The sequence below is a fragment of the Sphingomonas kyeonggiensis genome (assembly GCF_014196745.1).
Lineage (GTDB): Bacteria > Pseudomonadota > Alphaproteobacteria > Sphingomonadales > Sphingomonadaceae > Sphingomonas > Sphingomonas kyeonggiensis.
The window spans coordinates 1,593,793-1,608,577 of record NZ_JACIEH010000001.1 but is presented as its reverse complement, the minus strand read 5'-3'; the positions used below and the strand labels follow the sequence as shown (position 1 = coordinate 1,608,577).

Below are 14,785 nucleotides of genomic sequence, written 5' to 3'. Positions count from 1 at the left end.
GTCGGACGGACGATGCGCGCAATGGACCGCGCCGCCAAGCAGGCGGAGCGGCAGCGCGTCGCACGGCAGCAGGCTTTGCACCGCCAGGCGCACCTCGACGCGTCGGCGGCGGCCGCCGCCGAATACGAGGCGATCGTCGAGGCCCTGACCGGTGCGCACCGCGTGCCGCTGTCGAGGATAGACTGGCTGACCACGGCGACCGCGTCCGAGCTCACCGTCCCAGAGCGGGGTTCGGTTTCGGAGGACGCAGCTTCGGAACGGCTCGCGTCCTACACGCCCGGCTGGTTCGCGCGGACATTCGGCGGCGAGCAGAAGACGCGCAACCGCCTGGCCGACAACGTCGTGTTAGCCCGCGCCGAAGACGACGCTGCGCACGCCGCCGTGATGGCCGTCGTCGAGGCGCGCAACGCCGAGATCGCCGCGGCCCGCCTCGTGGTGGACCGCGATCCCGACGCGATGGTCGCGGGGCTCGACGCCCATAGTTCGCTCGGAGACCTGCCCTTCTCGGTTGAGGGTGTCGACATACGGCTGCTTGACGGGCGAGTGATCGCCATCGTCGACGGGCTCGACCTAGAGGACATGCCGGAGGAGACGGTGACGCTGCTCAAGTCCGGTAAGGCGTCGATCAAGGATCTCGCCGTGGGCAAGCGGCTGGAGATGCACCGCGACGCGATCTGCTCGGCGGCGATCAGGGTGACGATGGAGTTTCTGGCGGTCCTGCCGATCGACGAGGTGGAGGTGCTGATGCTGACCGACATTCTCGACCGGGGAACCGGCCACATCCAGTCGCTGCCGGTCCTGCATCTGCGTGCCGCGGCGCAGGCGCTGGCCGCCCTGCACCTCCCGCGCACCCAGGCGGTAGCGGTGGTCGAACGGCTGGGCGCGCACATGGATTGGTCGAAGCGCGACGGCTTCCGCGCCATCAACCCCGCCGCGTTCGGGATCGATCTCTAGCCTGGGTCTAAGCGAGGTGAGAGAAAGCTGCTTAATCTATCGCCGGATCTTGCCATGAAACGCAGTACTGCCCCCGACACCGTGCCTCGCGCCCTGACGCCCGCGCTATTGCAGTTCTGCGCCTCGATTGCACCGGGAGAACCTACATTCATCCTGTCGATCCCGACCAAGCGTGCGGCAACTTCCTTTTGTTTCGAGAATGTCGCGCATCGGGTCCGCAAAAAGGGCGGGACAATCGCCTATGGTTGGGCAATCTGGCATATGCCCGGTCTCTATTTCGAGGCCGAGCATCATGCGGTGTGGCGTAATTCTCTAGGCAATCTCATCGATGTCAGCCCGCAATTGGGCGGCCGTAAGCGCATGTTGTTCTTGGCCGACAAGGATGCAGTTTATGACGCATTCGCGTTGCGAGCGAACATCATGGCCCCAGACGGTGATTCCGAGCGTGCACGTCGCATGGTTGAACTCGGCAGACGGCGGATTGACCTGCTGATCCATTGTCGGCGTCCCGGCACCTCCGAGATCAACCTCTATCAGACCGATCAATTGGAACTGGCCGCGCTCAACCAGCAAATAAGCGAGATCTTGGCCGGCTAGGGTAGCGGATCAGGCTGCGCTCCGCGAAGCATCGCAGAACTTGCTGAAGAGCGTGAATGGCAGCGGGAAATTGGCAACAACCGCGAAGCAGCTCATCGCTTGATGCAAGCGACTATTTTTATTCTGATGTCGGCTTTCGGGAAGTAGCGCACCAAACTCGAACGACCGATGTTGGGGCGCTTAGGCGACCGGCAGCCTATGTCGAAACCAGTCCGGCAGCTCGTGGGCCGATTCCGGATCATCAGCTGTTAGCACGGGATCGTTGAAAGCTGCCGTTGGACAGTTGCCACCTTGCCGGCGGCCAGAACTGAGCCGGAAGTTGACTGTCGGCTATTGCCGTTAAAATTTACAATATTCGCATTTACATCTTCGCGGTTCAAATCGAGAGTACATTTTAGTTTGCTCAGAGCGTCCTGCATTTTGTTCCATGTTATTGAACGCGATCAAATCTGAAGCGAACGGCAGGGCCTGATGCAATACCCCTCCTACAAAAAGCCAAAGCAGGCTTTTCGGCAGTCGAACTCGTCCTTCACACCAGATTGCCGGCGTGAACAGCTTGCCCCGGCCGCCGGAAAGCCACATCCAAAGTGAGGTGCGCGCGAAGCGCGCGGAACTAAGGAAGCATGCATTGGCCCAGATTCTCGACCCGGTGGTGTCGCTCGCCTTCTCCTTGCGTTCGAGCCCGGGCGTATATGCGATATTACTGGGTTCCGGCGTATCGCGCTCGGCGGGCATTCCAACGGGATGGGAAGTCGTGCTCGACCTCATCCGGCGCACCGCGGCAGCACAGGGAACCGACCCCGGCAAAGCGCCCGATCGATGGTATGTCGACAAATATGGCAAGGAGGCGGGCTATTCGGATCTTCTCGATGGCCTGTGTCGTACCCAGATCGAACGTCAGCAATTGCTGAAAGGCTATTTCGAGCCGAATACGGAAGAGCGCGAACAGGGCCTGAAACTGCCGACGGCCGCCCATCATGCCGTCGCGGAACTCATGGAGGCCGGGCTCGTCCGGGTCGTTGTCACAACGAATTTCGACCGCCTGCTCGAACAGGCGCTGGAACAGCGGGGCATCGTCCCCGTGGTGATCGGCAGTGCGGACCAGGCGATCGGCATGATCCCGCTGACCCACCAGAAGCATTGCATCATCAAGATCCATGGCGACTATCTCGACACGCGGATCCTCAACACCGAGGACGAACTGGCTGCCTATGATCCGGCGATGGCGACGCTCGTCGACCGGGTGTTCGACGAGTTCGGGCTGGTGGTCTGCGGCTGGTCCGCCACTTGGGACCATGCACTACGCGCTTCAATCGAGCGGGCGACCAACCGCCGCTACGCCTGTTTCTGGACGACGATGGGCGAGTTGTCCGGAGAGGCGGAAGCTGTCGTCACCAGCCGGCGGGCGGATGTAGTCCGCATCAAGTCGGCAGACAGCTTCTTCGACAGCCTGCTGGACCATGTGCGCGGACTAGAGGAGTTCGACCGCCCGCATCCGCTGAGCGTACAGGCTGCGGTCGGCGCAGCCAAACGCTACCTGGCCAATAGCGAGCAGCGCATTCGCCTGCACGACCTGTACCGCGACGCGATGGCTGAGGCGAAGGCGATATGGACCGGCCCGGCATTTCCGCCCCATGGCGATGGTCCAACACCTGAAACGATTTCAGCGCGGATCAAGGCCTATGACGCAGCGGGCGCGACGGTCATCGCGCTCAACGCCACGATCGGCGTCTGGTCACGCGGCGAACAGGACGACCTGCTTGTCGATGCGATCAGCGAGATCGGCCGCGAGCAGTTCGTCAACGGCTCGCAATATACGGTCTGGGGCAGTCTCAGGCCCTATCCCGGCACGGTGATGCTCTACGCCGCAGGAATGGCGAGCCTGATCGCCAAGCGTCCGGAGTTGCTCTCTCGGCTGCTGTCGGTGCGGACATCGACGATCGGCAACAAGGACAAGGCGGCCGTGTCGCACCTTGTTGCCTTGCGACTGGCCGAGCGCGATCACGTCGCCCCCTTGTTCGGCGGGTCGCGGCGCCATGTGCCGATGAGCGACTGGCTGCACGATACACTGCGCGAGACGTTTCGCCCGCTTGTCGCCGAGGACGAGGATTACGACCTGCTGTTCGACACGTTCGAATATTATTTCGCGCTCGCCTATGTTGGGCTGGCTGTTTCGAACAGCGGTTGGGTGCCGGTCGGTGCGTGGGCAGCCTATCGGCATGAGAACCATGCGATCATTCTCGCCGGTCTCAAGGGGACGGAGGTTCGCTATGGTGGGAAGGCGTTCGCGGACAGTTGCGAGGCATTCACCCGCAACGGCCAATCGCTCGATGTTAATGTCGCGACCGTAGAAAGCTACGGCGGCAGGGTCAGCTTCTACTAATGCGGGGTCGGCGACTCATTACGATCCGCCCCATCCAGTGATGCCCGAATGCCATAGAAATCCGGTTCAAAGTCAGGCTTCCAGACGAGTTCGCCAGCCTCGCGCACCCAGGTTCCGAGCAACCGATCACGCTGCTCGAAAGGCGACAGGAGCCCGCCAAGCGGGTTGTCCAGTTTGATAGTAACCGCATCCCAGCCACCGAGATGCGCAGCACAAAGTGCGCTTCGGCCATAGGCGATCGCGGCGTCATCCATTGGAAAGCTGCGTTGATCGCTCGTTCTGTAGCTGGACTCTCCCTGCCAATTGCGGCTGAAGTCGAAATGATACCGCACTGCATCAGTCTCATGCTCCATCGGATCTGCGGCCAGAAGGCGAGGATCGTCCTGCGATGCCATGCAGGTCAGACACATGCCATCATGGAGTACATCCGCCGGGCACACACCGTTTGTGCAGGAGGTGCGTTCGACCTCAGTCGTCTCCTCGCACACGACGCAGTGCAGGCTGGTCGAACCGGGCGTCTTTTCCGGAAACTGGGCCAATGCCGGCCAGTTGTCCTGCCAGTCGCGATTGGCGCGGTAATAGCAGACGGGACAGACATAAGCGCGGCGCTTCGTGTCGAACCTGAAGAACCGGCGGCTCTCCGCTGGCTCCAGATGCCGGATCGCCGTGTCGATCTGCCGCATCACGGCGTTTTGTGAGCTTTCATCCAAGCCGTAGGCTGCCGACGCGCCATCCAACTCCATCTCCAGCAGCCGCTGCGGCCACCGCATATCGGCGAAGAGCGTCTCCGCTGCGGTCAGGATCGTGCGCACCAAAGTCGCCGGATCGAATGATTTGAGCGCGACCGAATGCATGATCGTATTACGGTCGCGACGCGCACCATCCCAGAAATCGCGAAACGCCTGATCGAATGGCGGTGCAAGTACGCTGTTGTGTACCTTGATCAGGTCCGCTGCATCGAGCGTGCGGAACTCGCTGAAGGGCACGGGTTGCGTATCGATCCCCTTCGGCCAGTCTTTCGGGTCGCGAGAGATCAGCAGGTAAGGAGACACCGCAACGATCCGCCCCTTGAGCGCCATTTCCATCGCTTGCTGCGTCAGCCCAAATGCGTTGGCGAGCGCTGGTTGTGACTTGCGCCAATACTCCGCGGCTGCGGCCTCGGCCTCTTCGCCATCGACTTCGGAATAATCGGTAATCTGTTCGTGATCGTGCACTACCTGCATGGCGATCTGCCAGGCAAGATAGAGCTGGTTCATGCCGGCGGTACTGAACGCGTCGGCGGTGGGCATGTCCGTGATCATTCTGGTCACTGTATCCAAGCTAAAGCCATTGGCGATACCGCACACAACGCTAGGGCAAGCGGTCACGCAATCAATTGACTAGTGGCGTTCGCATTGCTCGGCCCGAATGCTTTGCGTAGCCTCCAGCCCCAGCAATTTTGGGAACATACATGGGCGCCGCCAAATCCAATCCGCTTGCAATCACGGCCAAGGGGCCAGGCCGGTTCGACTCCGCCTATCAGGCCGAGGTCGAGGCGGATCTTGGCCTGCACCATTCGGTGGCATTCGAGCGGGTCACTGGATGGCCCGTCCACGGCACCTATGTTGGCGATGAAGCCATCCGCTTTCATAACGAAGACGGGCATGTCTCGGTCTTCGATGTGCGCGGGATCATGACCGCCGCGCAGCATGGCGACTCCGTCATCCAACCACTGGTCATGCGCGGGAACTGGCCGCGATCGGCGGTCAGCCCCGACGGGCACCTCGCGATCGGCTGCACCTGCATGGGGGAAGAGGGAATCGCAGAGGCTCGGATCGCGCTTGATGAAGACCGCCTCGCCAGGGCACAAGCCGCCATTCGCGCGAACAAGGTCTACCTCAATCTGACACCGACCCGCGCGGAGCCCCGGTTTTCCGCCAGTGCACTTCGTCGTTACGCCTTTGGCCAATGCGTTGTCTTTGCGGAAGCCCTAGCCAGGGTTCGTGATCTAACGCCGGTTGCAATGCTGCCAACCGGCATCGCCGACTGGGCTCACATCGAACCGGACCAGATGCAGCACTCGGCGGTCCTACATCCGGACGGCGAATTGGAGGATGTCTGGGGCAAGGCGCCCGCAGCACGCATCGCCGCACGCTATGGCATCACGCAATGGAATCTGAGCGAGGACGCACACCGTGCGATGATCGACGACGGCATTGCGCATCGGCCCGAAGTGATCGACGAAATCAATGCCGCTGAATTGGTGATACGTGCCCAGGCAGGTGCGATGGCAGATTGAATGCCCCACTGTTTCTGCGCCCAGCCGACTGCAGTAGGCGCCAGCAACTAGGCTTGCTCAGAGCACGATAATCGCCTGCACAACTTCTTTGAGGCGGGCCAAATCGATTCTGGATGATCGCGATCGGCCCGGCTCTAGTGAAATGCATTCGACGCTCTGCGATCCGACCATCCATTTGAACTTCGAGCCGTGCGTCAATTTGTTCCTCATATCGTGGAGATATAGAGGCTAACTTATTCCATTCCCTTGGATAACCGCCCCAACCTCGCCCCAACCATGCTGCTTCAATGTTGCGGCGAGGGCCTCCGACTCGTCCAGCTTACGAATTAGCCCGCCCAATTCATTGGGCGCGCGATCGGCCACAATCTCATCGGTTATCTTTCCGGCGTCGAAATCTAGAACCGCGCTAACGTTCTTCTGCATAAGTCGCAGCATTTCGCCTTCCTGATGTATCTAATCGTATTCCAATCCTGCCGTGTCCCCCTTGACTGCGTAAGAAGCATGAACAAACATAGAACTGGGAGGGGTAGATGTTTCTATTCGATAACGAGACCAAGGTCGACCTGCTCAACAACGAGCCGATCGCAGCTTCAATCGTCGCCCTTCTTCGTGATAACCCCTCGAAACCGATGACGATCGGCGTCCACGGTGATTGGGGCGCTGGGAAGTCGAGCATCCTTGAGATGATTGAGAATCAATTCTCGACCTACGAGGACACCGTCTGTCTGAAGTTCAATGGCTGGCGGTTTCAGGGTTTCGAAGACGCCAAGATCGCGCTGATCGAAGGCATCGTCACGGCTCTCGTCGAGAAGCGCCCGGCGCTGACGAAGGCCGGGGACGCCGTAAAGGACATCTTCGGACGTATAGACTGGCTGAAACTCGCGAAGCACGCGGGTGGTCTCGCCCTCACCGCGACGACGGGGATCCCCTCACCCGACATGATCGGCGTGCTGTTCGGCAAACTCAAGGATCTCGCCGCCGATCCCGCTAGGCTAGCGACAAAGGAGAATCTCGACGCGGCAGCGGAAGGCGCGAAGGATTTGATCAAGCCTTTCTCGAAGCGCGTCCCCGAAGAAATCGAGGCGTTCCGAAGAGAATTCGACGCGCTCCTGAAAAAAGCCGGAATCAACCAACTCGTTATCCTCATCGACGATCTCGACCGCTGCCTCCCCGATACCGCGATCGAGACGTTGGAGGCGGTCAGGCTGTTCCTGTTCACGTCCAACACCGCCTTTGTCGTCGCAGCCGATGAGGCGATGATCGAATATTCGGTCCGTAAGCACTTCCCCGATCTCCCAGATAGTACCGGTCCCCGCGACTATGCGCGCAACTACCTCGAGAAACTGATCCAGGTCCCGTTCCGGATCCCGGCGCTCGGCGACGTGGAGACTCGCTCGTACGTGACTCTCCTGCTCGTCGGCGCCGAGCTCGGAGAAGGCCATCCTGGCTTCCAGACGCTAATCGAGAAGGCTCGCGAAGCACTGAGAGAACCTTGGAAAGGCGGCGGCGTGGACGCCGCGCTCCTGAACACGGCGCTGGGCGATCTGGGGGACAAGGGAGCGGAGGTCGTCTCCGCGCTCACGCTCAGCGACCAGATCGGCCCTTTGCTTGGTCGCGGCACGTTCGGCAATCCGCGACAGATCAAGCGCTTTCTCAACGCACTGCTGCTGCGCGAACACACAGCGCATAACAGAAAGTTCGGCGAGGATTTCAAGCGGACCATCCTCGCCAAGCTGATGTTGGCCGAACGCTTCATCCCGCGTCTGTTCGAGCGGGTGGCCACCGACGCAGCTCGGGATGAAGGCGGTGTGTGCCGCCGGCTGGCGAAGCTTGAGGCCGGGCCGGGTGCTTCGCCGGCGGCGGCGGATGACACCGAGCCAAAGACGGGCGATGGTGCCGCTAAGCGGAAAGCGGGTACCGAGGCCGCAGCCGCGCGGCCCGCGGCTGCCGATCAGATCCTCGACGAATGGCAGGTCGATGAACGCGTCACGGAATGGGCGAAGCTGGAGCCGAAGCTCGCCGGTGTCGATCTGCGACCGTACCTGTTCATCGCACGCGACAGGAAGGACTTCTTCGGTGCGGCCTCCACGCTCGGCCACCTCGAAGGCGTGGTCGACATGCTGATGCTCCCGAAGATCGCGATACAATCAACCGGGCTCAAAGAGCTCGCGCCAGCCGAGGCCAGCAGGGTCTTCGAAGGCATCCGGCAGCGGATCATGTCCAGTGACGATTTCAGGATGAAGCCGAAGGGCGTTGACGGGTTGGTGATATTGGTCACCGCGCAGCCTCCCCTCCAGCCCAACCTCCTGGACTTCATCGAGCAGTTGCCGGCCGACAGGTGCGGCGCGTGGCTGGCGACGGGGTGGAACGCCGCCCTGACCTCGCCGCCATCGAAGGAACGCTTCGCGCTGATTCAGGATGGCTGGGCGAAGCAGGACGGGAATACCGCGCTCAAGGCGGCAGCAGGAGCCGGTATGGCAATCAAGACCAAGGCGAAAAACTGATGGGAACGTCCACGCCCTTCGGCGGACCAAAGGGGAAGGATCCTCTCGTTCCCGACTTCGTCAACGATGGCGACGCGGCACCACCGGCACCTCCCCCGCAGGATGGCGACGGGACTGAGCCGGTCCCGCCGGCTCCGCCTCCACGCCCGGCTCCGGCACCGCCTCCACCTCCCGACCGGTTCAGGAATGCCCGCCGGAACTTCACCAAATTCGCCAGCTCGGGCGGTGACGACCGACGCGCTCTCGGCCGTGCGGTCTCTCAATATGTGTCCCAGGCGTCTGGAGGGTCCGGCCCAGCGGCCCGCAGGATGGGGTCTTCTCGCGGAGTCGCAGCCCGCATTGCCGGCTTCCTCGGTGACGTCAGCGCCCGCGGCCTCCAAGCAGCACTCGTAACATTCAACCTTGCCGGTATGGCGGGAAGTTCACCGGCTGAGATCTTCTCGGCGCTGGTCGAACAGTTCTGTCCCGAGGGCGGATCGGTCGACGAGGGCATCGCTCGCGACGCTTTCATGGAGACGGTTGTCGAGCTCGCGGACGCGGGGATCGCCGACATGTCGAGCCTCACGCCAGAGCAGATGCAGACGGTGCTCGAACTCTATGTCGCGCACACCATTGAGGATCGAATTTACAACGATATCGGCATCAAGGGCGTCGAGATTCCGGCGGATGCCGGTGCAGCGCAAGCGGTCCAAGATCAATTGCACGAGTTCATTCTCGGCGGCGTCTCCGACGCCTTCAGTGAGGCCGCGATCGACTTCGCCGCGATCGATCCGAATACGATCGGCCAGACCATGGAACGCATCTATGGGGCCGCCTTCGACATCCTCGAGGCGCTCGGCGAAGAGGAGGCAGCGAAGTGACTCGCCATCTCATTGTGGGCCGGCTCGGCGCTAGCGACAGGGCCGCAATCCCCAAGGCCGCCGATGAACAGATGACCCAGTTGCGGTTCGGCGCGCCCGATAGTCTTGCATTCGGGCTCGGCCATGCACTGGACGATCTCCGGAAGCTTGGGCTCCATCCGAGCGAGACCGGAGCGGATCTCCTCGTGCTCGCCGCGCATGTCCACGCGGCCGACACGCGCATCTCACGCGCCTCCGAGTCTCAAGACGGCTGGACGAGAGAGATACGCCTCGTCGTCCCCGTCAGCGACCCGAACCTCTGGCAGACGACCCGACAGACGCTCAAGCGCACACTCGATTTCCTTACCGGCGACCGCTGGCAGATTGGATTCCGAGCACGCCCGCGCACGCATCATGCTCTGGTCGCCGCGCCCGACGAGCAGCTCGGAGGGATACCGTATGACGGTATCAGCCTCTTCTCGGGCGGCTTGGACAGCCTGATCGGCGCGATAGACAAGCTCGACGCGGGCCACTCACCCCTGTTCGTGAGCCATGCGGGCGAGAGCGCCGTCAGCACTTCGCAGGAGACCTGCTTCGATGGCTTGCGGCAGCATTTCCAACGCAACGATCTCGATCGGCTGCGGGTCTGGATGACCTTCCCGAACGGTCTCGTCGAGGGCGTCGAGTCCGAGAGCACGACGCGCGGGAGATCGTTCCTTTTCTTCGCACTCGCCGCGGCGGCGGGAACCGGGCTCGGGCGCCCTTTCGAGGTCCAGGTGCCGGAAAACGGCCTCATCGCGCTCAACGTACCCCTCGATCCGCTACGCTTGGGCGCTCCGAGCACGCGCACCACACATCCATTTTACATCGCCCGATGGAACGACCTGCTAGGGCTACTCGGGGTACGAGGGTCGCTCGTGAATCCCTATTGGGACATGACCAAGGGAGAGATGGCGGCGGGATGCGCGGATCAGGCACTGTTGATGAGCCTCGCCGCCGGCTCGCTTTCTTGCTCGTCACCGGCGAAGGCGCGGTGGCAGGGGCTTCCGCAAGGTCATTGCGGCCATTGCCTCCCTTGTCTGATCCGGCGCGCGTCGCTGCTCGGGCGAGACCCGACGCCTTATATCCTCGGTGACCTGACAGCCGCGAAGCTCGACACGCGCAAGGCGGAGGGTGTACAGGTCAGGGCATTCCAGCTTGCGATCGAACGGCTACGGCGGAATCCGGACCTCGCCGTGACGCTCGTGCATAAACCGGGAAGTCTCGCCGACGTGCCTCACCAGACCGCCGCTCTCGCAGACGTCTATCGACGCGGACTGGTGGAGGTGGGCCTATTGCTCAGGGGTGTCAGGGCTGGCCCAGCGTGATCGACCGCGACAAGATCGAGCGAGCCGCGCTCGTCGATTTCCACTGCCACCTCGATCTCTACCCCGACCATCAGGCCGCGATCGCGCGATGTGAGCGCGACGCGGTGTACACGCTGGCCGTCACGACCACGCCGAAGGCTTGGGCGCGGAATCATGAGCTTGCCTCCTCGACGAAGTTCGTGAGGGCGGCACTTGGCCTTCACCCACAGCTGGTCCAGTCCCGCGCGGACGAGCTGGCGCTCTGGAAGGAGCTGGTCGGTGAGACGCGATACGTGGGCGAGGTGGGCCTCGATTCAGGCCCGCGATACTACCGCTCGCTGGATGCGCAGAAGCATGTCTTCGGGGAGATCTTGGACCGTTGTGGGGAACTCCGCGATCGCATATTGACGGTCCATAGCGTGCGTTCCGTCACGCCGGTCATAGACATGATCGAAGCCAGGTTACCAAGGTCGCGCGGCAAGATCGTCATGCATTGGTTCACCGGCTCCGCTGCGGAGATGCGGCGTGCGATCGACCTCGGCTTCTACTTTTCGGTCAACCACATGATGCTCGACGGGGAGAAGCGTCGCGCTTTCGTAGCAGCTATACCGCTAGACCGCCTGCTTACCGAAACCGATGGGCCATTCACGCAGATTTCGGAGAGGCCTTCCCAGCCCGCCGACGTATCATTGGCGGTCGTCGCACTCGCGCGTCTTCATGGGATCGAGGCTCCAGCGATGGCACGGCGCATCACCACAAACCTGAGATCCCTGATCGGATGAAGTGCGGAAGCGGCATCACAGTGCGGCACCATATATTAGATACTAGTGAGAACGAGCGGCTGCTCTCGGGATTCCCAACATCTCCCTCGAATGTCCGAAATTGGGGCGCTGAGCTGCCGGCCTCCTACGCGATGTCGACGACACTGAGGACCAACTGCGGCACTGGGCGTCCCGCCTTCATCAATCGGAGCCTATGCAATCCAGCAGGGAGGTTATGGCAATACGGAGATCTGCCTTGGCCTTCTCTAGAACCGCCCCCCGTTGAAGTTCCTGTCGATCAGCTAAAGTCAGGACCGCCGACGTGACCGCATCCGAATGGCGCATCAGGACGACGAGCCCGGCGCCGCTTGGTCCGTTCCGCGCATAAAGCCAGTTCTGCACCGTCCTCGGATTTGAGCCGGTCAACCGGGCGATGTGTTTCACTTTTGCTGGAGACGTACCGAAGTCGGCCCTGAGGGCATCAGCAATGATGCCCGCGAAGCTGGCGAGCGTGTTGGCGGAGGGATCGATGGGAAATCCGTTTCCACTATCGGCGCGAAGATTTCGGTGTTCCCACGAAAACGACATTCCGACCTCCTTCCAATAGAAGATCGATTGTTTATCACGCCGCTATTAAAGTATGGCGGCAGAGTTCGGGGATCGAAGTGCGCGTGGATCCAGAACAGTCAGCACCGACGCGTGCCGCGCAATATGTGCGGATGTCGACGGATCATCAGCGTTACTCGACCGAGAACCAAGCCGAGGTCATCGCCAGCTACGCCGCGCGCCGGAACTTCGAGATCGTCCGCAGCTACGCAGACGAGGGGCGCAGCGGTCTCAACATCGCAGGGCGGGACTCGCTCCGGCGTCTAATATCGGACGTGCAGAGCGGCGAGGCGGACTACGAGGCTGTGCTCGTATACGATATCAGCCGGTGGGGCCGCTTTCAGGACGCCGACGAGAGCGCCTACTACGAGTTCATCTGTCGCGAGCGTGGCATCAATATACACTATTGCGCCGAGCAGTTCGATAACGACGGCAGCCTGCCCTCCAACGTCATGAAGAGCATCAAGCGCGTCATGGCTGGCGAATACAGCCGGGAGCTTTCTAGCAAGGTCTTTGCCGGACAGTGCCGCCTCATCACGCTCGGCTACAGGCAGGGCGGCTCCGCCGGTTACGGCCTGCGCCGCCACCTGGTGAACGAACACAACGAGCCCAAGGCACCCCTTGCCCGCGGTGAGCACAAGAGCCTCCAGACCGACCGCGTCATCCTGGTACCTGGCCCGGACGACGAGGTCGAGACGGTTCGCCGCATCTACCGGCTGTTCGTCCTGGAACTGCGGTCCGAGCGGGAGATCGCCACCATCCTCAATCGGGAGGGAAAGGTCACCGACCTCGGCCAACCATGGAGTCGTTCGATCGTCCGGCAGATCCTCAGCAACGAGAAGTATATCGGCAACAACGTCTACAATCGCGTATCTTTCAAGCTGAAGAAAAAGCGGGTCGTCAACACCCCGGACATGTGGGTGCGCGGCGATGGCGTCTTCGAGGCGATCGTCGACCCGATGTTGTTCCAAGCCGCGCAGACCATCCTCGCGGACCGTGCGAGGCGGTTCTCCGACGAGGAGCTACTGAAGCTCTTGTCGGCGCTCTTGGGCGCGCGCGGCGCCCTGTCGGGGATGATCATCGACGAGGTCGAGTCGATGCCCTCGAGCGCTGCCTACCGGCATCGCTTCGGCAGTCTCCTCCGCGCCTACGAACTCATCGGCTACACCCCTGCCCGAGACTATAGGTATCTTGAGACCAACCGTCAGCTGCGGTTGATGCATCCGGATGTCGTCGCCGACACGGTCGTCAACATCGAACGCATCGGTGGAACTGTGACTGTCGATGAGGAGACTGACCTACTGGTCGTGAACCAGGAGGTGACGCTGGCGCTGGTGATCGTGCGCTGCCAGCCGACGCCCGCGGGGTCCCTCCGCTGGCGCGTCCGCCTCGACGCTGGCCTGCGCCCCGACATCACGGTCGCCGTCCGCATGGAGCCCGACAACAGGCGCGTGCGTGACTACTATCTCCTTCCCTGGCTGGACGTTGGTTCTAATCCCCACTTTGGCATGGCCGAGGAGAACGGAATCCATCTCGACGCCTATCGGGCCGAGGACTTGTCGCCACTCTACCATCTGCTTCGCCGACATCCTGTGGAGCGCGCATTATGATGCCTGAGATCACCATGATTCCGATCGGCTCGATTGAGATCCTCAATCCCCGAGCGCGCAACCGCAAGATCTTCGACGAACTGGTAGAAAGTATAGCTGCGGTGGGCCTCAAGCGACCAATCACGGTTCGCCACTCGCCCAAAGGGGACGGCTACGAACTTGTATGCGGCCAGGGTCGAATGGAGGCCTTCAAGAAGCTCGGTCAAAGCGAAATCCCCGCGATGATAATCGAGGTGACCCGCGAGGAATGCTTCGTGATGAGCCTCGTGGAGAACATGGCGCGGCGAAACCTCAGTCCCTTGGAGCTGATCCGTGAAGTCGGGGCCCTTCGCGACCGGGGATACAACCATTCCGAGATCGCCCGGAAAATTGGCTGTAGCGCCGAATACGTGTGGACAATAAACTTGCTGCTGGAAAAGGGTGAAGACCGCCTCCTAGACGCGGTCGAACGCGGCATCATCCCACACACCATCGCGACGGAGATCGCCCGCGCCGATGACGCTGACGTCCAACGTGCCCTGACCGAGGCCTATGAGACCGGCTCGCTGCCGGGTGACCAGATCCTCGCCATCCGCCGCATCGTCGATGACCGCAACCTAATCGGAAAAGGTCTACGCACGATCCGCACCGGGCAGGCGCGCGCACAACCGACGACTGCGGCAGCACTCGTGCGTGCTTATCAGAAAGAGGTGGAGCGGCAGAGGCTGCTGGTGAAGAAGGCGACGCTCACCCAGAGCCGCCTGACCTTCATCGTTGGCGCGATGGCCAAGCTGCTCACCGAGGATCACTTCGTGACTCTCTTGCGGGCGGAGGGCATGGCCTCACTGCCGCAGCCGATCGCCGAGCGCCTGGGAATGGTCGGCGAAGCGCTATGAGCCCTCCAGTTCATATCTCATTCGCCCAGGAG

Annotated in this window: 13 protein-coding genes; 10 read left to right on the top strand and 3 right to left on the bottom strand. The window is 61.8% G+C overall.

The genetic code is table 11. The features are described 5' to 3' along the window. Positions 1 to 21 precede the first annotated feature (21 nt). From GGR46_RS07720 to GGR46_RS07710, 3 genes are all read left to right on the top strand, one after another. Entirely contained in the window at positions 22 to 954 is a 933-nt protein-coding gene (locus tag GGR46_RS07720) for a hypothetical protein (protein ID WP_183996099.1), read from the top strand. Between the two features lie 54 nt (positions 955 to 1,008). Further along, entirely contained in the window at positions 1,009 to 1,551 is a 543-nt protein-coding gene (locus GGR46_RS07715) for a hypothetical protein (protein ID WP_183996097.1), read from the top strand. A 628-nt stretch (positions 1,552 to 2,179) separates the two neighbouring features. Then, complete coding sequence (locus tag GGR46_RS07710; RefSeq protein WP_183996095.1) at positions 2,180 to 3,934, top strand: SIR2 family protein; 1,755 nt, start codon at positions 2,180 to 2,182, stop codon at positions 3,932 to 3,934. On the opposite strand, the gene GGR46_RS07705 is transcribed toward GGR46_RS07710, so the two are convergent. After that, positions 3,931 to 5,235, bottom strand: coding sequence for a hypothetical protein (locus GGR46_RS07705; protein WP_183996093.1), 1,305 nt, complete (start codon positions 5,233 to 5,235; stop codon positions 3,931 to 3,933). The two genes, GGR46_RS07710 and GGR46_RS07705, sit on opposite strands and share 4 nt — an antisense overlap. A 149-nt stretch (positions 5,236 to 5,384) precedes the next feature. Here GGR46_RS07705 and GGR46_RS07700 point away from each other — a divergent pair, with 149 nt between their 5' ends. Beyond that, complete coding sequence (locus tag GGR46_RS07700) at positions 5,385 to 6,212, top strand: hypothetical protein (protein ID WP_183996091.1); 828 nt, start codon at positions 5,385 to 5,387, stop codon at positions 6,210 to 6,212. Positions 6,213 to 6,440: 228 nt separating this feature from the next. On the opposite strand, the gene GGR46_RS07695 is transcribed toward GGR46_RS07700, so the two are convergent. Then, positions 6,441 to 6,647: a hypothetical protein gene (locus GGR46_RS07695; protein ID WP_183996089.1), complete on the bottom strand. Its 207-nt coding sequence runs from the start codon at positions 6,645 to 6,647 to the stop codon at positions 6,441 to 6,443. Positions 6,648 to 6,742: 95 nt separating this feature from the next. Between GGR46_RS07695 and qatA the strand changes: the two genes are divergently transcribed. The 4 genes from qatA to qatD are packed head-to-tail and all read left to right on the top strand — an operon-like array spanning position 6,743 to position 11,683. Next, positions 6,743 to 8,716 (top strand): Qat anti-phage system ATPase QatA, encoded by a 1,974-nt coding sequence (gene qatA, locus GGR46_RS07690; protein ID WP_183996087.1) that lies wholly within the window; start codon positions 6,743 to 6,745, stop codon positions 8,714 to 8,716. Continuing rightward, positions 8,716 to 9,576: a Qat anti-phage system associated protein QatB gene (qatB, locus tag GGR46_RS25825; protein ID WP_183996085.1), complete on the top strand. Its 861-nt coding sequence runs from the start codon at positions 8,716 to 8,718 to the stop codon at positions 9,574 to 9,576. The genes qatA and qatB overlap by 1 nt, the downstream gene beginning before the upstream one ends. Then, positions 9,573 to 10,922 carry a Qat anti-phage system QueC-like protein QatC gene (qatC, locus tag GGR46_RS07680; RefSeq protein WP_183996083.1) on the top strand — a complete coding sequence of 450 codons (1,350 nt, stop codon included), beginning with the start codon at positions 9,573 to 9,575 and terminating at the stop codon, positions 10,920 to 10,922. The genes qatB and qatC overlap by 4 nt, the downstream gene beginning before the upstream one ends. Beyond that, positions 10,919 to 11,683, top strand: coding sequence for a Qat anti-phage system TatD family nuclease QatD (gene qatD, locus GGR46_RS07675; RefSeq protein WP_343058072.1), 765 nt, complete (start codon positions 10,919 to 10,921; stop codon positions 11,681 to 11,683). Before qatC ends, qatD begins: the two co-directional genes overlap by 4 nt. A 180-nt stretch (positions 11,684 to 11,863) precedes the next feature. Here the strand turns inward: qatD and GGR46_RS07670 are convergent, their stop codons facing one another. Beyond that, positions 11,864 to 12,250, bottom strand: a complete 387-nt coding sequence (locus GGR46_RS07670) for a hypothetical protein (protein WP_183996081.1) — start codon at positions 12,248 to 12,250, stop codon at positions 11,864 to 11,866. 83 nt (positions 12,251 to 12,333) lie between these two features. Here GGR46_RS07670 and GGR46_RS07665 point away from each other — a divergent pair, with 83 nt between their 5' ends. Then, a complete protein-coding gene (locus GGR46_RS07665) occupies positions 12,334 to 13,878 on the top strand; it encodes a recombinase family protein (protein WP_343058071.1) in 1,545 nt (514 codons plus the stop codon). Next, positions 13,878 to 14,753, top strand: coding sequence for a plasmid partitioning protein RepB C-terminal domain-containing protein (locus GGR46_RS07660; protein ID WP_183996850.1), 876 nt, complete (start codon positions 13,878 to 13,880; stop codon positions 14,751 to 14,753). The genes GGR46_RS07665 and GGR46_RS07660 overlap by 1 nt, the downstream gene beginning before the upstream one ends. Positions 14,754 to 14,785 lie beyond the last annotated feature (32 nt).